General features: G+C 70.2%; 15 protein-coding genes and 3 pseudogenes. 9 read left to right on the top strand and 9 right to left on the bottom strand.

The window, feature by feature from the left end; genetic code table 11:
* Positions 1-31: 31 nt before the first annotated feature.
* The 3 genes from fumC to ACGFYV_RS21215 form a co-directional block, all read right to left on the bottom strand.
* Positions 32-1501, bottom strand: a complete 1470-nt coding sequence (gene fumC / locus ACGFYV_RS21225) for a class II fumarate hydratase (protein WP_393879958.1) — start codon at positions 1499-1501, stop codon at positions 32-34.
* Complete coding sequence (locus ACGFYV_RS21220; RefSeq protein WP_393879957.1) at positions 1498-3171, bottom strand: NAD-dependent malic enzyme; 1674 nt, start codon at positions 3169-3171, stop codon at positions 1498-1500. The genes fumC and ACGFYV_RS21220 overlap by 4 nt, the downstream gene beginning before the upstream one ends.
* Positions 3172-3295: 124 nt before the next feature.
* Entirely contained in the window at positions 3296-6034 is a 2739-nt protein-coding gene (locus tag ACGFYV_RS21215) for an ATP-binding protein (protein ID WP_393879956.1), read from the bottom strand.
* A 344-nt stretch (positions 6035-6378) separates the two neighbouring features.
* Here ACGFYV_RS21215 and budA point away from each other — a divergent pair, with 344 nt between their 5' ends.
* The 3 genes from budA (at position 6379) to ACGFYV_RS21200 (ending at position 10221) form a co-directional block, all read left to right on the top strand.
* The gene (gene budA / locus ACGFYV_RS21210; protein ID WP_393879955.1) at positions 6379-7176 is read left to right on the top strand and encodes an acetolactate decarboxylase; all 798 of its coding nucleotides are present in this window, start codon (positions 6379-6381) and stop codon (positions 7174-7176) included.
* A gap of 69 nt (positions 7177-7245) precedes the next feature.
* Positions 7246-8919: an acetolactate synthase AlsS gene (gene alsS / locus ACGFYV_RS21205; protein WP_393879954.1), complete on the top strand. Its 1674-nt coding sequence runs from the start codon at positions 7246-7248 to the stop codon at positions 8917-8919.
* Between the two features lie 570 nt (positions 8920-9489).
* Positions 9490-10221, top strand: a complete 732-nt coding sequence (locus tag ACGFYV_RS21200; RefSeq protein ID WP_393879953.1) for a hypothetical protein — start codon at positions 9490-9492, stop codon at positions 10219-10221.
* Positions 10222-10318: 97 nt separating this feature from the next.
* On the opposite strand, the gene ACGFYV_RS21195 is transcribed toward ACGFYV_RS21200, so the two are convergent.
* A complete protein-coding gene (locus tag ACGFYV_RS21195; protein ID WP_393879952.1) occupies positions 10319-10888 on the bottom strand; it encodes an SDR family NAD(P)-dependent oxidoreductase in 570 nt (189 codons plus the stop codon).
* Positions 10889-11385: 497 nt separating this feature from the next.
* Here ACGFYV_RS21195 and ACGFYV_RS21190 point away from each other — a divergent pair, with 497 nt between their 5' ends.
* The 3 genes and pseudogenes from ACGFYV_RS21190 (at position 11386) to ACGFYV_RS21180 (ending at position 13948) form a co-directional block, all read left to right on the top strand.
* Positions 11386-11883: a DUF6083 domain-containing protein gene (locus ACGFYV_RS21190; RefSeq protein ID WP_393879951.1), complete on the top strand. Its 498-nt coding sequence runs from the start codon at positions 11386-11388 to the stop codon at positions 11881-11883.
* Between the two features lie 150 nt (positions 11884-12033).
* A complete protein-coding gene (locus ACGFYV_RS21185) occupies positions 12034-12357 on the top strand; it encodes a DUF4345 domain-containing protein (RefSeq protein WP_393880005.1) in 324 nt (107 codons plus the stop codon).
* A 327-nt stretch (positions 12358-12684) separates the two neighbouring features.
* Positions 12685-13948 (top strand): annotated as a pseudogene (locus tag ACGFYV_RS21180) (MFS transporter).
* A gap of 102 nt (positions 13949-14050) precedes the next feature.
* Here the strand turns inward: ACGFYV_RS21180 and ACGFYV_RS21175 are convergent.
* From ACGFYV_RS21175 to ACGFYV_RS21165, 3 genes and pseudogenes are all read right to left on the bottom strand, one after another.
* A pseudogene (locus tag ACGFYV_RS21175) lies at positions 14051-15000 on the bottom strand (sensor histidine kinase); the annotation flags it as partial.
* Positions 14984-15421, bottom strand: a pseudogene (locus ACGFYV_RS21170) (response regulator); the annotation flags it as partial. The pseudogenes ACGFYV_RS21175 and ACGFYV_RS21170, both read right to left, overlap by 17 nt.
* Positions 15422-15489: 68 nt before the next feature.
* Positions 15490-16194 (bottom strand): VanZ family protein, encoded by a 705-nt coding sequence (locus ACGFYV_RS21165; RefSeq protein ID WP_393879950.1) that lies wholly within the window; start codon positions 16192-16194, stop codon positions 15490-15492.
* Between the two features lie 798 nt (positions 16195-16992).
* On the opposite strand from ACGFYV_RS21165, the gene ACGFYV_RS21160 reads away from it, so the two are divergent.
* Positions 16993-17169, top strand: a complete 177-nt coding sequence (locus ACGFYV_RS21160; RefSeq protein WP_393879949.1) for a hypothetical protein — start codon at positions 16993-16995, stop codon at positions 17167-17169.
* Between the two features lie 268 nt (positions 17170-17437).
* A complete protein-coding gene (locus ACGFYV_RS21155; RefSeq protein ID WP_393879948.1) occupies positions 17438-17863 on the top strand; it encodes a contact-dependent growth inhibition system immunity protein in 426 nt (141 codons plus the stop codon).
* A gap of 478 nt (positions 17864-18341) precedes the next feature.
* Here ACGFYV_RS21155 and ACGFYV_RS21150 read toward each other — a convergent pair whose 3' ends face one another.
* Positions 18342-18878 carry a hypothetical protein gene (locus ACGFYV_RS21150; protein WP_393879947.1) on the bottom strand — a complete coding sequence of 179 codons (537 nt, stop codon included), beginning with the start codon at positions 18876-18878 and terminating at the stop codon, positions 18342-18344.
* A 423-nt stretch (positions 18879-19301) separates the two neighbouring features.
* Between ACGFYV_RS21150 and ACGFYV_RS21145 the strand changes: the two genes are divergently transcribed.
* Complete coding sequence (locus ACGFYV_RS21145; protein WP_393879946.1) at positions 19302-19865, top strand: GNAT family N-acetyltransferase; 564 nt, start codon at positions 19302-19304, stop codon at positions 19863-19865.
* A 181-nt stretch (positions 19866-20046) separates the two neighbouring features.
* Here the strand turns inward: ACGFYV_RS21145 and ACGFYV_RS21140 are convergent, their stop codons facing one another.
* Positions 20047-21159 carry a ricin-type beta-trefoil lectin domain protein gene (locus ACGFYV_RS21140; RefSeq protein ID WP_393879945.1) on the bottom strand — a complete coding sequence of 371 codons (1113 nt, stop codon included), beginning with the start codon at positions 21157-21159 and terminating at the stop codon, positions 20047-20049.
* Positions 21160-21257: the final 98 nt, after the last annotated feature.

Genomic DNA, 21257 nt, shown 5'->3' with positions numbered 1-21257 from the left:
TGGGGATGAGAGGCCGGGGCCGCTCGCCTGCTCAGCCCGGGTGCACCATGGTGCGGGGATCGGCGATGCGGTCGAAGTCCTCGGCCGTGATGTCACCGCTGGCAAGGGCGGCCTCCCGCAGGGTTGTTCCTTCGCGGTCCGCCGTGTGGGCGATCGCGGAAGCCTTGTCGTAGCCGATCACCGGGGAGAGGGCGGTGACCAGCATGAGGGAGCGGTTCACGTACGAGGCGATCCGGTCGTCGTTGAGCCGAGTCCCCTCGATGCAGTACCGGCGCAGCTTGGTGCACGCGTCGGCGACGATGGTGGCCGCGTGCAGGAAGTTGTTGATGATGACCGGTCGCATCGCGTTGAGTTCGAAGTTGCCCTGGGAGCCGGCGAAGGCGATGGCGCTGTCCTCGGACAGGACCTGGATGCACACCATGACCATCGCCTCGCACTGGGTCGGGTTGACCTTGCCTGGCATGATCGAGGAGCCCGGCTCGTTGGCGGGCAGGAGAAGTTCACCGAGTCCGCAGCGCGGCCCGGAGGCGAGCCACCGGATGTCGTTGGCGATCTTCATGAGCGTCACGGCCAGGGCGCGCAACCCGGCGGAGGCACCGACCATGGCGTCGAGGCCGCCCTGGGCGGCGAACTTGTTCCGCGCGGTGGTGAACGGGTAACCGGTCTCCGCGGCGATCTCCGCAGCGATCTGTTCGGCGAACCCCGGCGGTGCGTTGAGCCCTGTGCCCACCGCCGTGCCGCCTGCCGCGAGCTCGTACAGGCCCTGTGCGGACGTGGTGACCCGGTCCACGGCCTGCTCCAACTGGTGGGCGTAGCCCGACCATTCCTGGCCCACGGTCAGCGGAACCGCGTCCTCCAGGTGCGTGCGGCCGATCTTGACCACATCGCGCCACTGGTCGGCCTTGGCCTCGATCGCCTGGCGCAGCGCGGTGACGCTGGGCAGCAGGTGCTCGTGGATCTCCTTGACCGCGGCGATGTGCATGGCCGTGGGAAAGGTGTCGTTGGACGACTGGCCCATGTTCACATGGTCGTTGGGATGGATCGGCGTCTTGCTGCCCAGTTCGCCGCCGGCCAGTTGGATGGCGCGGTTACTGATCACCTCGTTGGTGTTCATGTTGGACTGGGTGCCCGAACCGGTCTGCCAGACGTACAGCGGAAAGTGATCGTCCAGATCTCCCGCGACGACCTCGTCGGCCACGCGCTGGATCAACCGGGACTGCCACACGGGCAACCTGCCCGCGCGACCGTTGACGATCGCCGCGGCCTTCTTGACATGGCCGTAGGCGTGGTAGACCGCCTTCGGCATCCGGTCGTTCCCGATGGAGAAGTGGACCAGGGAGCGCTGGGTCTGTGCGCCCCAGTAGCGGTCGGCCGGGACCTCGATCGTCCCCATGGAGTCGGACTCCCTGCGCAGGCCGCTGGCGACCAGGCCGACAGGCAGGTCGAGGATCTTCGGCGCTTCCCCGGAAACCGGTGCGGCGCTCGTGCTTCGCGCGGTCACGGCCGGCCTCCGTCACTGTAGACCGGTTCCCACATAGCCTGCCGTACGGCATCGAGGGCGTCGGACGGCTCGACGGTGGCCACCTTCTCGGCGACAGCCGCCCGGACCACGGCAGCGGCAGTGATCGCGGAGGAGTCGCGCAGGCCTTCCACCGGAGGCAGCAGCGACGCGCCCGGCTCGGCGACCTCCACCTGCCCCGCCACCGCCTCGGCGGCTGCGAGCAGCATGCCCGGCGTGACCCTTGACGCGCCCGACACGATGGTGCCCAGACCCAGACCCGGGTACAGCAGGGCGTTGTTGGCCTGCCCGATCCGGTAGGTGACACCCTCGTACACCACCGGGTCCACCGGGATGCCCGTGGCGACCAGGGCCCGGCCCCGGCTCCAGCGGATCACATCGGCCGGCATGGCCTCGATACGGGACGTCGGATTGGAGATGGGGAAGACGATGGGACGTTCGACGCCTGCCGACATCGACTCGACGACCTCGCGGGTGAACGCGCCGTGGACCGTGGAGGTGCCCAGGAGGATCGTGGGCCGGACCTGCCGCACCGTTTCGAGCAGACCGGCCGCACCGTCCTGCCCGGCCCAGCCGGCCACCTCGGCGGGGTCACGCGCGTAGGGCCGCTGATAGTCGCGCAGGTCCGCCATGTCCCGGGTCAGCAGGCCCTGTCGGTCGATCAGCCAGACCTGGGCGGTGGCCCGCGCGGGGTCGGCCCCGTCGCGGATCATCGCGTCCCGCAGCTGGTCGGCGATGCCTGCTCCGGCCGTTCCTGCGCCGAAGACGACCAGCCTCTGGTCGCGCATCGGTACGCCGCTCACCCGGACCGCGGACAGGGCCGCGGCCAGCGTGATCGCGCCGGTGCCCTGAACGTCGTCGTTGAAAATGCGATAGGTGTCGCCGTAGGTCTCCAGGATGCGCCGCGCATTGCCGGGGCCGAAGTCCTCGAAGTGGAGCAGCGCACCCGGGAACATCGCCGAAGCGGTCCTCAGGTACTTCTCGATGAAGCTGTCGTAGGCGGCGCCGCGCACCCTCGGGTGCCGGTTGCCCAGGTAGAGCGGGTCCTCCAGCAGCGAGGCACGGTCGGTGCCCACGTCGAGGGACACCGGCACCACGCGGTGCGGGTCGATGCCTGCCGCCGCCGTGTACACGGCCAGCTTGCCGACCGAGATCTGGATCCCGCCCACACCCCAGTCCCCGATGCCGAGGATCTCCTCCGCGTCGGTGCAGACGATCAGGTCGACGTCGTCGGCGCCCAGCCGCAGCGTGCTGAAGGCCTTCTCCATGTCGTCCGGCCGGTCGATGGAGAGGAACACCCCCCGGGGCCGGCGGTACTCGTGGGAGTACTTCTCGATCGCCTCGCCCACGGTGGGGTCGTAGACGATGGGCAGAAGCTCCCCCAGGCGGTCGGTCAGCAGCCTGAAGTACAGCGTCTCGTTCCGGTCGTGCAGCTGCTCCAGGTAGACGTTCTTCGCCAGGTCACTGCCCTGGGCCTCCAGCTGCTGGTACGCGCGCTGGGCCTGCTGCTCCAGCGTGAGCACCGCGGCGGGCAGACGTCCGGTCAGGCCTTGGGCATCGCGGTCGGCCTGCGTGAACGCCACCCCGCGGTTGAGCAGCGGATCACTCAGGAGGTGGGGGGTGGCCGCCGTTCTCATGGTCTGTGTTGTCATGGCGTTCTCCAGGGATGCCACGCCGTGCACTGAACTCTGACCAGGTCAGTCTGGTTCGCGGGGCTCTACGGGGAATCTGTGGAATCCCTAGTCACCTCTGGTCGTCAAGAGCCCCGCGACCTGCTCACGCCGTTCCCTCGTCCGGATCCGCCGACGTGGCCAGACGGTGGGCGAGCTGCGTGCGGGAGGTCACGCCGAGCTTGGTGAACGCCTTGTGGAGGTGGTACTCGACCGTTCTGGCGCTGATGAACAGACGCGTCGCGATCTCGTTGTTGGTGGCCCCTCGGCCGACCAGCCGGCAGATCTGGAGTTCCTGCGCGGTCAGGTCCGCGCGCACGCCGCGACCGGGCTTGCGCGTGCGCACCCCCACAGCCGCCAGCTCCCGACGGGTGCGCTGTGCGAAGCCGGCCATGCCCATCTCGGTGAACAGCTCCAGAGCGCGTCCGAGCTGCCGACGGGCGTCGGACAACCGCCGCCGGCGGCGCAGCCACTCACCGTGCAGAAGGTGGGCGCGTGCGAGATCGGGGCGCAGGCGCGTGCGGCCGAGGCTGTCGACGGCCTCCAGGTACAGGTCCTCGGCGTCTTCGTCCGGGCTGATCAGGGCACGTGAACGAGCCGTGATGCCCAGCGCCCAGTCGGTTCGGCCGCAGACGGCGGCGAGTCGTTCGCAGGCATCCTCGGCCTCGGCGCTCTCGCCGACGCGGGACGCGGCCTCGACCAGCTCGACCAGCGCCCAGTTGCGAAACCGCTGCGCCGCGGCGTCCTGCGCGGCCTCCCGGGCGGCGGCACGGGCCCGGTCGTACTCCCCGGTCCCGTTGAAGACGAGCGCCGTGGCCCACTGGATGAAGCTGACCCCCACGCCTTCGCCGCGACGCATCGCGTCCTTGCCGCCCGACTCGATCAGGGCCATGGCCTTGGTCGTCTGCCCGCGCAGCACCGCCTCGCCCAGCGCGCCGTAGGGGGCGATACCGCTGCCCGTCACCTCGGAGATGGCCTCCTCCTCGCTGGAGAGAACGGCCGCGTCGGCGAGTTCACCGGCGAACAGGTGAGCCCCTGCCCGGGTGCTGAGAGCGAGCGGGAGAATCGCGAGCGTGCCGGACTCCCGGCCCGAGTCGACGAACCGCGCCGAGATGGCCTCCCAGCTCTCGAAGTCCCACAGCAGTCCGGCGGCGTGACCGGCCAGCCAGGACCAGCGCAGTCTCTCCTCGGGGGCGATGTCCTCGCCGCGAAAGGCCCGCACCGCTCGCGCAAGGAGCGGCGCCCCCGCGGAGTATCCCGTGGTGACCAGCCGTGCGAAGCCGTCGAGCAGCAGGTCGGCGGGCGTCGACCGGTCCGCGGGCGGGGGAGCGGACAGCGCGGCCCGCGCGGTCGCCATCAGCCCGCCTCCGCCACCCAGCCGCCCCGCGATCAACGAGGCGCCCATCGCCTCCAGGTACGTCAGGCGTGCCGCTTTCGGATCGCCGGCGCCGAATTCAGCGGCTGCCCTGAGCAGCAGCGCGGGCGCCTCGCTGCCGAAGTCGCGGGCGAAGGCGATCCGGCCGCGCAACAGCTCCGTGCGTGCGCGGCCGGCGGACCCGAGCGGCCCGGACGCGGCTGCCGCCGCCAGCTCCAGGGCCCTGTCGAACTCACCGGCCTGCCTGGTCGCCTCACCGGCGGCGAGCATACGACGGGCGCGGCCCGCGGGGTCCAGCGTGAGCTGCGCACTGCGGGTGAGGAAGGCCGCCGCCCCGGCGACGCCCCCACGCGAGCGGGCACGGGCCGCCGAGCGCTCGAGTTCCTCGGCGACCCGCTCGTCCGGGCCGAACGTCGCCTCCGCCCGGTGCCAGGCCCGCCGGTCCGGATCCCGCCGCGCGTCGGTGACGTCCGCGAGGGCTCTGTGCACAGCACGCCGCTCCGCCGGCGGGGCGGCGTGGTAGACGGCCGAACGCACCAGAGGGTGCCGGAAGAGCACGCGGTCGGCGATCTCCAGCAGCCCCGACGACTGGGTCTTCGCCGCGGCCTTCCGGTCGACGCCCAGCAGCGCGGCGGCCCGCCAGATCAGCACAGGGTCGCCCAGCGGTTCCGCCGCCGCGATCAGCAGCAGGAGCCGGGACTCGTGCGGCAGCGCCGCGACCCGGTCGGCGTAGAGGCTCTCGATGCGGGCGCTCGGGGTGGACAGATCGGGCACCGCGAATCCGCCGGCCAGTTGCCCGGGTGTCGCCCTGCGGGCCAGCTCCAGCACGGCCAGGGGCACTCCGTGCGCCTCCGCGAGGATCCGCCCGCGTACGCGCTCGTCCAGTGGGGCGAGCAGAACCGTGTCGAGGAGCCGCCCCGCGTCCTCGTCCCGCAGCCCGCTCAGCTCCAGCCGGGGCAGCCCGGCCAGGGCCTCGTCCCCCGTGCGGGTGGCGAACAGCATGCCGACCGGCTCCGCGTGCAGCCGGCGTGCGACGAAGGAGAGGACCTGCAAAGAGACCGTGTCCACCCACTGCGCGTCGTCGATCAGGCACACGACCGGCCGCTGCCGGCTCGCCTCCGACAGCAGCCCGAGAACCGCCATCCCGACGACGAAACGGTCAGGGGCCGATCCCGGTTCCAGCCCCAGCGCCACGCCCAGCGCGTCCCGCTGGGGTGCCGGCAGCAGCCCACGCAGGTCCAGCAGGGGTGTGCACAACTGCTGCAGCGCCGAGTAGGCGAACTCCTTCTCCGCCTCCACTCCCGAAATCCGCGCGAGGCGGGCGTCGGAAGCCTGTCGCGCGGTGTGGTCCAGCAGTGCCGTCTTGCCGATCCCGGCCGCGCCCAGCAGCACCAACGCGCTGCCGTCCCCCGAGCGGACCGCCCGCAGCAGGCCGTCGATGCCACCGCACTCTCTTTGCCGACCCAGCAAGCCCGCGCTCCCTTCACCGTCGTGAGGTCGAACGTAGCCCTCCGTCCGTTTCGGCCGCGCTCCGACGCCCCGGCCGGCCCCGGGGAGGCCGACGGGCACGTCCGGGAACGTTCGCGCACGTACAGGAACGTTCATTCACATACAGGCATGTTCATGCACGTACAGGAATGTTCGGTCATGTCCGGGGACGTTCGGGGATCTCCCGTACCACTGGGGATTCCACGGATGCATCCGACGAACAGACGCGCCGACCATCGGAAACAAGGTTCGCCTGTTCCCGAACGAGGTTCACCTGTCCGTCCTGAAACACCCGCATCCCGGTGGATGCGGAGAAAGCGCCGACCATGAAGCCTGCATCCGAGGAGCGCTCCCGCGAGGACTTCCGCGGCTGGGCGCGCAGCATTCTTGTCCACCACGCATCCCATGCCGGCGTCCCCGGCGAGGTCTACCAGACGTCCACGATCGGGGCGCTGCTCGACGGCGTCTACGACGGTGACGTGACGATCGACGAACTGCTGAGACACGGCGACTTCGGCCTCGGCACCTTCAACCGCCTCGACGGCGAAATGCTCGTGCTCGACGGCGTCTGCCACCACCTGCGCGGCGACGGAAGCGTGCGCCTCGCCTCGGGCGACGAACTGACCCCGTTCGCGGCCGTCACCCGCTTCGTCCCCGACACCCGCGTGACGATCACCGAACCGTGCGACCGCCGGACGCTCACGCAGAAGATCGACGAAATGATCGACAGCCCCAATCTGCTGTACGCCGTCCGCGTGACCGGGACGTTCGACACCGTGCACACCCGGACCGTCATGGAGCAGAAACCGCCCTACCCGCCGCTGACCCAGGCCACCGCCGGACAGCAGGAGGCGGTCGTCCACGACACGGCCGGAACCCTCGCCGGCTACCGCACCCCCGCCTACGAGCAGGGCATCGCCGTCGCCGGATACCACCTGCACTTCATCGACGAGGCCCGACGCCACGGAGGCCACGCACTCGACCTCCGCATGGAACGCGGAACGATCGAGATCAGCGCCGCCTCCGAACTCCACCTCAGCCTGCCGAGAACCCCCCAGTTCCTCGGCGCCCGGCTCTCGCCGGCCGACATCGACCGCCAGATCCGCCAGGCAGAAGGCTCCTGAAGCCCGGCCCCACCTAGCACCCAGCCCGGCCCCACCCAGCCCGGCCCCACCTGAGGAGAGCGCATCTCCATGAACAGCCCCACAGCCCGGTCCGCCCAGACGACGATCGACACCCTGTCCGCCTACGGCGTGCAGTACGTCTTCGGCGTCCCCGGAGCGAAGATCGACGCCCTCTACGATGTACTGGCCGACGGCGGCCCCCAGCTCGTCGTCTGCCGTCACGAGTGCAACGCCGCTCTCATGGCCGCCGCGGCCGGCCGCCTCACCGGCATCCCGGGTGCCACCATCGTCACCTCCGGCCCCGGCACGACCAACACGCTCACCGGCCTGATCACGGCCACCACCGAGCAGTACCCCATGATCGCGCTCTGCGGGGCCGTACCCCGCAAGGACCGGCTCAAGCGGACCCACCAGTCGATGGACGCCACCGCCGCCCTCAAGCCGTTCACCAAGTACGTCGGCGAGGTCAACGATCCGGACAACGTCCCCGAAGCGGTGGCCAACGCCCTGCGAGCCGCCGTCACCGAACCACGCGGCGCCACCGCCGTCGTCCTGCCCGCGGACATCGTGGCCGCCCCCACCTCGGCAGCCGTCCCCCGGCCGCAACCCGTACCCGAACTCGGTCCCGCCCCCCAGGCCCGGATCCGCGAGGCCGCGGAACTGATCCGCAACGCCGAGCGCCCCGTGATCCTCGCCGGGATGCGCTCGGCGGACACCCGGCCCTGCGCGGCCCTGCGGAACCTGCTCGCCGCGACCGGCCTGCCCGTCGTCGAGACCTTCCAGGCCGCCGGCGTCGTCTCCCGCGCCCTGGAGAACCACTTCGTCGGCCGCGTCGGACTCTTCCGCAACCAGCCCGGCGACATCCTGATCTCGCACGCCGACGTCCTCGTCACCGTCGGCTACGACGCCGTCGAATACGACCCCGGACTGTGGAACACCGACCCCTCACGCACCGTCGTACACATCGACTCGCTCCCGGCGGACGTGGACAACCACTACCGGCCGGCGGTCGAACTGCGCGGTGACGTCGCCGCCACCGTCACCGAACTGACGGCACTGCTGTCCGGGCTGACCCTGGACGAGGCCGCGCGGGCCGCCGTCGCCGAGCAGCGGACCGCCCTGGAGCACATCGACAACCAGGCCCGCAACGAGGCGATGACCGACCTGGGGCTCAACCCCGCCGCCGTCGTCCTCAAGTTGCGCGACCTGGTCGACGACGACGCGACCGTCACCAGCGACGTCGGCTCGCACTACATCTACATGGCCCGCCACTTCCGCGGGTACGAGCCGCAGCACGTGCTGTTCTCCAACGGCCAGCAGACCCTCGGCGTGGGCCTGCTCTGGGCGATCGTGGCCGCCCTGGTCAGGCCGGGCACGCAGATCCTGTCCGTTTCCGGCGACGGCGGATTCCTGTTCACCGCACAGGAACTGGAGACGGCCACCCGCCTGGGCGTCAGCCTCACGCACGTCATCATGCGCGACAACAGCTACAACATGGTGGCGTTCCAGGAGATGCTCAAGTACGGGCGCACCTCCGGCACGGACCTGGGCGACTACGACATCGAGAAGTACGCCGGCGCGTTCGGCGCCCGGGGCATCAGGGTCGAGACGATGGAGGAGCTGGAGGCCGAGGTCAAGCGGTCGCTCGCCGCCGCGTCCGGTGTCACGGTCATCGACGTCCGCGTCGACAGCAGCCACAACACCGAACTGTTCGCACACCTTCACGACGGCGTGCTGGAGTAGTCCGCCGCCGGCCGCCCCGGCAGGGCCCATCCGGTTCTGCGGGGCGGGAGGTTCAGCCACTCGGCCGACCGACTCGTCGCCGCTCGTTACCCCTCCCCGCTGCACGGGACGGCCGGCCGAGCGAGCCACGTCACCCGATCGGCGGCCGCAGGGGGGTGGGGCCGGCCGGGACGGAGTGCGTCCGTTCGGCGGACGGCTTCCTGCCCCGGCGGGTCGGTTCGCCGGGACTACCGGGTACTCCGCGTTCGCCGTGCTCCGCGTTCGCCGTGCTCCGCGTTCGCCGTGCTCCGCGTTCGCCGTGCTCCGTCGGTGTGAGTCCGGGCCCGCGGTACGGCGTTCGTGCGCCGGAACTGACGGACTGAGCCCGACCCGTGTGGGGGCGCGTCCGGCCCACGGGATGCGCCGTGTCAATGCCCGGCCCGCTCAGGATGCTTGACGCGGAGGCCGCTGCCGAGGCTTACGCCGGATGCCAGCGTCCGGATGCCGTCGGGGCCGTCGCCCCACAAGATCCTGACCATGCGTACATCTCCTTCCATACGATCCCGACGTCGGCCGGCACGGCGAGGCGGCGTGAGCCATGCGATATCCGGGGCGCTCGCCTGCGCCATGCTCCTGACGGGCACCACGGCGTGCGGCGGCACCGGCGCGCACAAGCTCCCCTGGGGCGCACCGGGTATCAACAACCCGGCGGCGTCCGGCTCCCCGGGCCCGGCCGCACGCATACGCCTTCCAGGTGTCGGAAGCCGGATGTCGAAGCAGGTACCGGCCGACAGCCGGCAGGCGGTCGTCGTCTACGGCAACGACCGGGATTCGTCCGACAGCACCGTCGTCCTCTACGAGAAGCGGGGCACGGCGTGGAAAACGGCGGGCAGTTGGCCCGCGCACAACGGCCGGATGGGCTGGACGACGGACCATCACATGGACGACGAGCGCAGTCCCGTCGGCGTGTTCACCCTGACCGACGCGGGGGGCGGGCTCCAGGACCCGGGCAGCAAGCTGCGGTACTGGTACGACGACAACGCCTTCGCGTCCATGACCGAGGACGGCGACGAACACGTCCACGACTTCGACTACGTCATAGCCATCGACTACAACCGGCAAAAGGGCGCCCCGCCGTTCGACTGGGAGCGTCCCGACGGAGTGGAGAAGGGAGGCGGCATCTGGCTGCACCTGGACCACGGCGACGGCACGTCGGCCTGCGTCACCGTACCGGAAGCCGGGATGAAGGCCCTGCTGCACACCCTCGATCCCCGCCGGCACCCCGTCGTGGTGATGGGGGACCGGGACCGCCTGGGAGCGTGACCCCGCCCCTTGGCCCCGTGCGGGTCGTGCCCGCTCGCGTGCGAGTCGTCCTGCCGGGGCACCAGGGCCGTATTCCCCCTGGCGCCCCGGCAGGCCGTCAGTACAGCGGGCCGCCGCCGAAGGCCGCGCGGTGCGAGACAGCGCGTCGGCCGTCGGGCTCGGTCACCCCGTACTCCTCGGCGAGTTCGGCGACGACATACGTGTGCCCGCTGCGCTCCGCCAGCCGGCTGTCGTCCGCGAGACGGGCGACGACGGAACCGACGAACCCGGGTGACTCGGCGTCCGCCAGCTTGAACCCGGCGACCTCCTCCACACCCGCCTCGACCAGCCCGTCCGTGCGCACCAGACCGGGCCACAGGGAGACGGCCGACACGCCCGCCGCGCGCAGCTCGTGCGCCATGTCGGCGGCCATCTTGTCCAGACCCGCCTTGGAGATGCCGTAGAGCACCGAGTGAAGCGGGGCTCGGGCGCCGAACGAGGAGATGCTGACGATCAGACCGCTGCCGCGGGCCACCATGTGACGGGCCGCGTGCACCGAGGCGACATAGTGGGCGCGCAGCCCGATGCCGACCAGCGGCTCCCAGTCGGAAACGGGCCGGGTCCAGAACGGCTCCTCGAACCCGGCCATGCCGTCTGGAGCACGGCCGAAGGCTCCATCGTGGTCCACGGAATCAGCTCGGTCACCGCCGGCGAGGGTGACCTGCCGTCCCCCTGCCCGGCCACCTGTGTCCCGCACGCGCCGAGCGCCAGCACGGCTACGGCGTAGAGCGAAGCGGCCACGGCCGACCGGCGCGTTCTCCGTGATCGCACGAGCGCTCAATCCCCCCGGCCGGCACCGACGATTCGATTCCCCAGGCCGACCGATATCAGGGTGCTCAACCTGAACGTGCTGGTGCTGGTGCTGGTGCTGGTGCTGGTGCTGGTGGTGCCGGTGCCGGTGCTGTGGGTTCCACGGGTCGGCGCCGAACGGAACCTGCCACCGCACGGTGGCGACCACGCATCGGCCGGGCCAGGCTCATCGCCTCCCGGCCACGCTTGCAGGAGCCCCCGGTGCCCCGTACACCTCACGAGTTGAGCCCGGCACCGGCAGCCCCGCTCGTATGCGCGCGTTGCGCCCGGATCGCGCCCTTCCGTACTGTCGCGATGGCCCGCACCCTCGATCGTATGGGGGAACACGACCACGACGACAGCATCATTCCGTTACCCGGCCTCGGCCCGGACGGATCCCGCCAGCCACCGGCCGGCACCCCCGTCCCGTGGGAGATCGCGGACCGCGCCCAGGCCGTTCGTGACGGCGCCACCGGACCCGAACCGCCCCGGCCGCCGGTCTGCCCCCGGTGCGGGCTCACGGGCGACCGCCGGCCCACCTACACCGGGCAGCATGTGCTCCTCGAGCCGGACAGGACGGCTCCCGCCCACCTCGTGCCGGGCGGGCACCGCTGGCACGTCGACGGCAACGGCACCGCCTGGAACGGCGGCCTGGGCGAACCCCCGGCCGGGACGACGTGCCGGATCCCGCATCAACTGGCCTGTCCTGGACTCACCCTGGACGAGATCCAGCCGTGGCGGTGGCTGACTGAGGTCCGCGAGTACAACGTCCGCCTGGCGCGGCGGAAAGCCGCCGAGGCGGCCTTTCCGGAATCGCTGCCGGACGCCGGCTGAACCGGCGGCACGCCGACCGCGCATCGGGCACCCTGCGCGGTGCGTTACGGCAGGCCCGGCGCATCCGAGCCGGGAGCTTGCCGCGGCCGGTCGGGAGCGGGGTCCTCTGCGAGCAGGGGGCGGAGAGCCCCGGCACTTGGCAACGCCGCGATCTCCGGGGCTGGTTCCGCCGGGGCGACGGTGGACAGCTGGGGCCGGTTCATGGGGTCCAGCTTCGTCGGCTACGGACTGGCCTGGCTCTGGGCGGCGCGGCAGCGTCCGATCCCGGCGCGCGCGGTGCGGTGGCTGGCCGGCGTGTTCCTGCTGGGCGGCGTGGGCCGGCTGCTCTCGCTCGCCGTGCACGGCTGGCCGCAGTGGTTCCAGATCGTGCTGGCAGGGATCGAACTCGGCCTTGCGCCGGTCTTCCTCTGGCTGGCCCCCGCGGAGGAGCGGGCCCTGCGCGGCGACGTGGAGGCCGTGTGCGTCGGCCGATGAACGGGCGTGAGTCAGCCCGTCGGGTCTAGTGTTCGCGTGTTCGCGCGGCGATGACTCACGAGGAGCGAAGACATGGTCGGTCGTCCGAGCACGCGTTGACATCCAAGGCCCTGAGCGGCCTGTCATCGCGTGCTGCCTTTGGTGTGCGGCACGGCGAGCCTTCCTTTCCCGCTGCCTGAAATGGCCGGTGCGCATGGCGTGCGCCGGGCGGCGGGTCTCGTCTTCGGTCATCCGGGGGTCCCTGTGCCGTCGTCCTCTCCTTCCTCTTCTTCCTCTCCTCCCACCCCTTCCGTTCCGTCTGATCCGGGCCGGCCAGCTCCGTGGAGCCTGTGGCGGGACGGCGACTTCCGCAGGCTCTGGATGGGGCAGACGGCGTCCCAACTGGGCGAACACGCAAGCTTGGTGGTTCTGCCGCTCTTCGCCGTCCTGACGCTCCACGCGGGTGCCGGCCAGTTGGGCGCCCCGCGCGCGGTGGGACAGGCACCGATCCTGCTGCTGTCACTCCTCGCCGGCGCGTGGGTGGACCGATGGCGGACCCGTACGGTGATGGTGCTGGCGGATGCCGGCAGGGCCCTGGCGCTGGGCGCAGCCGCCGTGGCCGGCCTCCTCGGTGGGCTCGGCCTGCCGGCGCTGCTCGTGGTCGCCTTCGTCGTCGGGTCCCTGTCCGTGTTCTTCGACGTGGCATACCAGGCCTCTTTGGTACGACTGGTGAGACGGGATCAACTGGTCCAGGGAAACAGCGCCCTTGAGGGCAGCCGGTCCGTCGCGCGGCTCGGTGGTCCCGCCCTCGGCGGTGCGTTGGTGTCCGCGCTGTCGGCGCCCATCGCTGCCGTCTCCAGCGCGGTGTGCTTCGCACTGTCGTTCCTGTCGATCCTGTCGATCCGACGGATCGGTCGCCGCGCATCGATGCCGGAACGCCCGGAACGTCCTTCTCGCGTCTGGCGGCGGATCCATGAGGGCCTCCACTTTGTCGCCGGTGACACCTCGCTGCGGACCGTGTGCCTCGCATCGGCCGCCTTCCAGTTCTCCTTCGCGGCTGTGATGACCAGCTATCTGCTGTTCCTCCCTCGGGACCTGCACCTGTCGGGCACCGCCATCGGGCTGGCCCTCGCGTCGACGGGGCCGGGAGCACTCCTGGGCTCGCTGCTGGCCGCCCGCCTGCCGAGCCGCTTCGGGATACGGCGCCGTACTCGTGTCCGCGGCGGCACTCGGCGACGGCGTGTTCCTGTTCGTGCCCGCGCTGCACGGCACCTCCGCGATGACGGTCACCGTGCTCCTCACGGTCAACTTCGTCTTCGGGACCTTCAGCCAACTGGTGAACGTCACGGTCATGGCCGTCCGGCAGACCGTCACTCCGGACGGGATGCAGGGCCGCGTGGCCGCGACGATCAACTTCGTCGGCATGGGACTGGCCCCGCTCGGCTCGCTGCTCGGCGGCTTTCTCGCGGAAGCGTGGGGGACGCGCACCAGCCTCCTGGTGACAGCCGCGGGAATGCTGCTGTCACCGGCACTGATGGTCCTGTCCCCACTCGCCCGCCTGGGACGGACGCTGGCCGCAGCCATCAACGAGTCGCAGCGACCTGCACGTTGACAAACGCGCGGCGGCCCCGTCCTGGAGGCGCTCGACGACGTACTCGCGCACGTCGCCACGGAGCGCGTCCGCGTCTGCGTCAGCGTTCGTGTCCCAGGAGGCCTACGCAGGAGGTGCTGCGTGCGGCCTGGCGGGGAGCCGGACGGTGACGAGGAGGCCGCCGACGGGGCGGGGGACGAGGGCGAGGGACCCGCCGTGGGCGCGGACGATGCTGTGCACGATGGCCAGTCCGAGGCGACACCGGCGTGTTCGTCGGTGCGTACGCGTTCCGTTCCGCGCTGGAAGGGTTCGGTGAGGGTCGGTACCAGTTCCGGTGGGAGCCGACGGCCTGTGTTCTCGACCCGCGGCACGCTCGTGTCGCCGTGCGCCTCGGTGTGGACCGTCACGGTGCCGCCGGCGGGGAGATTGTGGACGATGGCGTTCTGGACGAGGTTCGTCACCATCCGCAGTAGGAGTTCCGCGGAGCCGCTGGTCTGGGCCGCCCCGCCGGTGACGTCGAGCGTGATCCGGCGCTGTTCGGCGAGGGGAAGCAGTGTTTCGGCGGCTTCTTCGGCGACGAGGGAGAGGTCGACGCTCTCGTGGTCGAAGTTCGCGCGGTCGAAGTTCGCGCGGTCGCCGCGGCTGAGCAGCAGGAGGGCCTCGGTGAGGTCGATCGCCCGCGTATTGACCGTGTGGAGGCGTTCGATGAGTTCGCCCCGGTCCCAGGTGGTGTCCTTGCGGGCGACGTCGAGGAGCGTGCGTGAGATCGCCAGCGGGGTGCGCAGCTCGTGGGAGGCGTTCGCGGCGAACCTCTGCTGCTCGGCGACGTGGGACTCGAGTTGTTCCAGCATGGAGTCGAACGCGTTGGAGAGTTCACGGAATTCGTCTCGGCGGCCCTTCATGCGGATCCGGTGGGACAGCGTTCCGTTTCCGGCCATCCGTGCCGCATCGGTGATCTGTGTGAGTGGTGCGAGCATCCGGCCGGCGAGGATCCATCCGCCCAAGGCGCCGAACACGAGCAGGAAGCCCATCGCCTCGGCCGCGGCGGGGCCGAAGGCGTTCGTCACGGAAGACCTCCCGGCGGAAGGGGTCGAGCCGCAGGCCCGCGATTTCACGGACCGGGGGCCGGGCGTATGCGCGTCGACGGTCGAGCGCCCTCAGCCGCAGCACGAGCTCCCGCAGCTCGAACGGTTTGGTCAGGTAGTCGTCGGCGCCGAGCTCGAACCCGGACGCCTTGTCGTCGATCCGGTCGGCAGCGGTGAGTATGAGGATGGGGATGCCGCTGCCGGAGGCGACGATGCGCCGGGCGACCTCGTCGCCGGAGGGGCCGGGGATGTCGCGGTCGAGGACCGCGAGGTCGTAGGAGTTGGCGCTGAGCAGCTGCAGGGCGGAGTCACCGTCGCCTGCGATGTCGGCGGCGATCGCCTCCAGCCGCAGCCCGTCACGGACTGCTTCGGCCAGGTAGGGCTCGTCCTCCACGATCAGTACGCGCATGTCTGAACCTTAAGCAGCAGGACATATCGCCGACGTATGCAAAGACGTGTGCAGGCCTGGCACACGACTCAGCCTGCCGGAGTCGGCACGGTGCGAGGCTGGTCCGACGGCACTTCCGCCGTGGTGCGCCACCAGCGACGCGACGCCAGCGCGGCCAGCGCGGCCAGCGCGGCGCCGGCGGCGTTGACCAGTACGTCGTCCACGGAGGACACCCGGTCCAACCGCAGGACGTACTGAGCCGTCTCGACCAGAACCGAGCAGCCCACCCCGAGCGCAAGGATCCAGGGCACGGAAGCCAGCGCCGCGAACCGCATCGGGGCGAAGAACCCCAGCGCCGCGAAGACCAGCAGGTTGCCGACGATCCCGAGCGGCCCCATCGTGAGCAGGTCCCTCAGCGGTATCAGGCTCACGCGGCCGGGGACAGTGCCGGCCCCGGCGCCCGGCATCATGGTCAGCCATATGAACGGCACCGTCCCGTGGACCATACCCACCTCGGCCAGCGACCTCCGCCACGCCGACGTGACGCCGGCGGCGCGCGCCAGAGCCCACACCACCAGCGCGGACAAGGGCAGCGCGACCAGCATCACGAGCACCACACCGTTGAACGTGTCGAAACAGCCGTGCCATCGCCCGGCCATGCACATCGGAGCGGACATCATGAGGGGCCGCCGCACGAGGTACACGGCGCTCGCCATGCAGAGGATCGCCAGGCTGAGGAGCGCGATCCTGCGCGTGCGGTGGGGCGGTGTCGGCAGGGATGAGTCGTGGTTCATGTATCCATTGGAGACGGAGGGTGGTTGCGGTGGCGTATCCGATTTTCGATACGCCCGCGATATGCGGAATCCCCGGCAACGGGGAACTGGCGCAAGCCTGCGCCGAGATGGTTCCTGCCGCCGGCCATCGCGCCGCCCCAGCTGACGGCGAGTAGTCGAAGACGCAGGACGTGACGGGCGTCGATCGGGACGATTGCGAGTACGTCCTCACCTGTGCCACCGGCTTGCGGGGGACACGATGCCCTGCGGGACAGCACCGCGGTGGTCAGCCCGGTTCCCACACCGATGGATCGCGTTCGGTGGCGGTGCCCTTGGTGACGTTGTTGTGCTCCGCGTAGGCCCGGCGGTGTTGCCCAGTGCGGTGATACGGGAGCGGTCGGACCGGTGAGGCCGGCCGGATGAGGTCGGACGGCCGTGAATCCCGTCCACCATCGTCGAGTTCACGGTACGGCCCTGTCACCAACCACGCAGACGACGAGGGGTTGGGTGGTGATCGGCGATCCGCGGCCCGCGGTCCGTGTAGAGACGCAGCCGGGGTCGCTGAGCCGGTCCAAGCGTCGAGTTGTCCGTTCAGCTGATCAGCAGGCTTCAGCCGACGCTCGACACGACCACGCCGTTCTTCCCGTTCCTTCCGGGATGCCCCCGCCTGCCCTCGTGGCCGTCTCGTCCGTCTCGTCCTTCTCTTCCGTCCTCCCCGTGCCTACCCTCTTTGCCGGGCGGGCCGGAGGGTCCGCGTGGGCCGGCAGGGCCGGACGGACCGGGTGGGCCTGCCGGACCGGCGGGCCCACGCTCGACGCGATGGTCGACGAGGTCGATGTGCTGTGCCTTCAGATCGTCGATCTGCAGGTCCTGGGAGACGATTTCGGCTGTCTGCACGACGAGCGCGACGATCAGCACGGCGCGGATCACAAGTTGGCGCCGCGATCTGCGCGGCGCTTCGTTTACGCTGCTCACATTACCCCTCACGCTGGGTGACGGCGAAAGCGTAAGGGGTGAAAAGTTGGAGAAGATGGACGTACACGCGGCATGTTTTATGTCGACTTGACACTGAAAGTCCAACGTTTGTCCGGTACTTCATGGAGACACTCAGATCATGTGATCGTCGGTGTATGTGTGTCGTTGACCGACGCCCAGTGATCACCGATCAACCCCAGCCGCCCATTCGTCGCCGCGTACGACCGCCGACGGTGATCAGTTCTCAGGACCCCGCGTCAGTGCCCGGGTAAGGCCGAGAATGAACCCCATGGACCACTTGCTGCACCTCGCTCGCACGCTCGATGAGCTGGATCCGCCTTGCTGGGCGCCTCCTTCGGCCGACGCGACCCATTTGGTCCGCAGGGTGCATGAGTTGCGGCACGTTCCCCTGGGCGAACTCGGTCCGGCGGACCTGCGCACACTCATCTCACAGCAGATGGCGCTTCCGTACGTCCTTCCGCTCGCCGTGCGCTTGCTGATCGAGGAGCCGCTGCTTGACGCACTCTTCTACGAGGGCGATCTGCTGCTCGCCGCCGTCAACGCCCCCGCGTCGTCCTGGGCCTTGCTGCCGGACCTCGGCGCGCGGCTGCGTACCGTGATCACGACACTGCCGGAGGCGGCGGTCGCCGGCCTGCCCCGTGGTGGCGCCGAGGAGATCGCGCGCTTTGTCGCACGCCCTGAATCACAGCACTGACGAGCGAGGTTCAGGTGTTGGAGCCCGCGAGGGTCTGGCGAGTTCGCCTGTTGTGGATGTGGCCTTCGCCAGGATGCTGGGGGGAGCCCGGCCAGGAACTCCACTAACTCTGCGCTGACTTCGTCAGGGCGTTCCCCCTGGGCCCAGTGGCCGCAGCCGGGCACCGTGATCCGGCTGGCACGGAAGAGCGCGAGCAACTCCCAGTCACGTTCGGTGGGGGCCGGCCGTAACCCGGCGGCCGGTCGGGTGAGTGGGTTCGGCAGGGTGCTCGGCGCAGGTGCCGAGGACACGGCCGCCGCGGTCGCTGAGGCGCTCGCCGCCGCGGTCCTCGCCCCTGCGACGACTGCCTGAGCGAGCGTGTGTACGGCGGCGCTGCCGCTCACTCAGCCCGCCCACCCGCCCCGCCCAGTCGCCGACGCGTCTGCCGGCTCAGCCACTTCCTTGCCTTACTGATCAGCGCGGTGTCTGCAGGTGCGGGTCAGTCCTGCTCTGCGCGGGACAGCGCTTCCGTGATCAAGCGGGTGGCGAAGTCCTGGTCGTCGGCGATCCGGTTGATGTGTTCTGCGAGCAGCACGGTCATGGCTTCCAGGGGGTTCATCTCGTTCTCGGTCCACTGTCCGTACTGTGTGCGCCACAGATTGGGGCTCAGGCCGGTTCCCGCGGCGACGAGCAGGCCGGCCATGGTGGGGATGACCTCGGGGCGGAAGGTCTTGGGCATCATGCGCATCGTGGCCACCAGGGCGGGCACCGAGTACTCGATGACGTCCTTGTCGTGGTCGTCGCAGGCCATCCGCAGCCACTTCATGAACATGTAAATGAGCGTGCAGGTACCGTCCAGCAACGCATCGACCCCCGCGGGGCCCAGAGACGCGGCGAACTGGGCGACCATCTCCTGCTGTTCGGTGTCGGACGCGGCCTTGCCGGCGTAGACGGATCTGAGCCGAGAGTCGATCATCAGGAGCGCTGCGCTCACATCGCCGGCGGGAGCGTACTCGGGGTCACAGGGCGATGACACGGGACTCCTCCTCGTATGACCGCTGCGTGCGGTACGACATGCTCGTACGGTAGACGGCGGATGGGGCGTGGGTCGCCGAATTCCGATGAAGCGCCCTTTTGGGGTGCCCGCACCAATGGGATTTGGCCTCCTGGTACGGCCCCGAAACCGAGGCTCGGCAGCCGGTCCTACGAGCTCCGGCCGTCGATCCGCTGCTCCAGCACCTGTCGGGAGACTTTGGGGAAGAGACGGAGTTCGTACCGAGCCGCAAGCCGCAAGCCCAAGCCGCAAGCCCAAGCCGCAAGCCGCAAGCCGGGGCCAGCTCTCTTGCGCAGGAGCAGTGGGAGTGACTCGTACGTCAGCAGGGTCGCCCAGTCCGACGACGCGGCACAGGGTGCTCGGCCTCGCTCTGGACTGGCTAGGCTGCCGGTCATGAACCCGGTCATGACCGGCGGTGCGACCACCGAGCCCGTCATCCTCGATGCCATGGAGCTGACTTCGGATCCGGACCTGAAGGCCCGGTTCGCGGAGTCGGCTCACCGGATCCTGGCGGACCTGGTCAGTGGAGGTGCCGCACTCGGCTGGGTCGAACCACCCTCGCGGGATGAGGTGGCGGAACTGCTCGGCCACGTCCTCTCCGCGGTGCGGGCCGGGAACGCGTCCCTGCGTGCCGCCTACCTCGACCGTCGGCTTGTCGGGTTGGGGTACTGGCTCCGCTACGAGCGACCGACCCATCGGCCCCACGCCGATCTTGAGAAAATCGCAGTGGCTGGTGCTGTCCATGGCCGTGGTGTCGGCCGGACGCTGACCGCTTCCTTGATCGCCGACGCCCGGGAGGCGGCGATCGAAGTCCTCACCCTGGACGCGCGTGGCGACAACAGCAATGCCCTGCACCTTTACCGGTCACTCGGTTTCACCGAATACGGCCGTCTGCCCGGCTTCGTCGCCGTCGGTGAACACCGTTACGACAAGGTCTTCTGCATGCTCGACTTCCGCACACAAGGCTGACCACTCTTTCTGTGCGCCGTGGCTCACGCCTCGTCTGCGGGTGCGCTCATCCATTTCCGGCGTGCTGGCGCGCGACGACGTGCCGGTCGTGGTCTTCCAGCCCCCGGAAACGGCTGACCGGCTCCGGAAGTTGGGAGCCGGTCAGCTGGTCAGCCAGCCGGACAGTCGATGGGGCGTGGGCTCAGGAAGGCAGTGTCCACTGCTGGTTGACGCTTCCCGCGCAGCTCCAGATCTGCAGTCGGGTGCCGTTGGCCGAACTGGGCCCGGTCGCGTCCAGGCACTTGCCGGAGTGCGGGTTGACCAGAGAGTTGCCGGACTTCTGCCAGACCTGCGCGGCGGTCCCGTTGCAGTCGTAGAGCTGGACCTTGGCGCCGTTGGCGGTGCCGGCGCCGGTGACGTCCATGCACTTGCCCAGTCCTCGCAGGGTCCCGTCGCTGCCCACGGTCCAGTTCTGGGCGTTGGTGCCGTTGCAGTCGTACAGCTGGACCGCGGTGCCGTTGGCGGTGCCCGCGCCGGCGATGTCCACGCACTTGCCGGCGTAGCCGGACCGGATCGGTCCGGTGGCGCCCGTGGGGGGTGGCGTGCCGGTGTCGCCGACCCAGTTCGTCGCCGCGGCTGAGCCCACCGCGTCGATACTGCCGTTGCTCTCCACCGGGTTGGGCACCTGCCCGGGGAAGACGATGAAGGTCACCGGGCCTTCGGTGCCGCCGGTGGCGGGATTCGGGTCGATGCCGAGCGCGGTGGCCAGCGCGTACGATCCCTCGCCGATGATGTTGTCCGGGCCCTCGTCGGCGAACGTGGCGTAGGCGACCTTGCCGTTGTAGACCACGGCGGCCACGCTGCCCGGCGCGATGCCCGCGGACTGGTAGTTGAACCGGCTGCTGGGCAGCGGGACCACGTAGTAGCGCGTCGTCTCCGAGGTGAACGGCTGCCCCGTGGAGGTCTCGAAGGAGGTCTGCGGCTGGTACCAGGGGTCGGTCGAGGCGTTGCAGTGGGTACTGCCGACTCCGTCGCAGTCGATGTCCATGTCCGCTGTCCAGGTGTAGGCGGAGGCGTTCTTGCAGATGTCCACCGTGGCCGGGCCGCCGTCGTCGGTGGCGTACTTGCCGTTGGATGCGGGCGTGCAGTTCTGTGCCTTGGATAGCAGTTGGGCCGCGCTGGGGCCCGCGGCTGCGGCCGTCGTGGTCGTTCCGGCGGCGTTGGACGCGGTCGCGCCGATTCCGATGGCCGCGGCGCAGGTGGCCACGGCGAAGCCCAGGGTCGCGAAGCGCAGGCGGAAGTGCGTACGGGGCACGAGTCACCTCTTCTGATCGCTGGATGGTCCGAACGACAGTGCGTGGAGGGGCAGCCACCTAATCGATAGGAAACCTTACTGACGCATACCTGTCAATG

The organism is Streptomyces sp. NPDC048297, from assembly GCF_043201585.1.
GTDB lineage: Bacteria > Actinomycetota > Actinomycetes > Streptomycetales > Streptomycetaceae > Streptomyces.
Note: the sequence above shows the minus strand (reverse complement) of the source record. Positions and strands in the feature narration are given on the sequence as shown.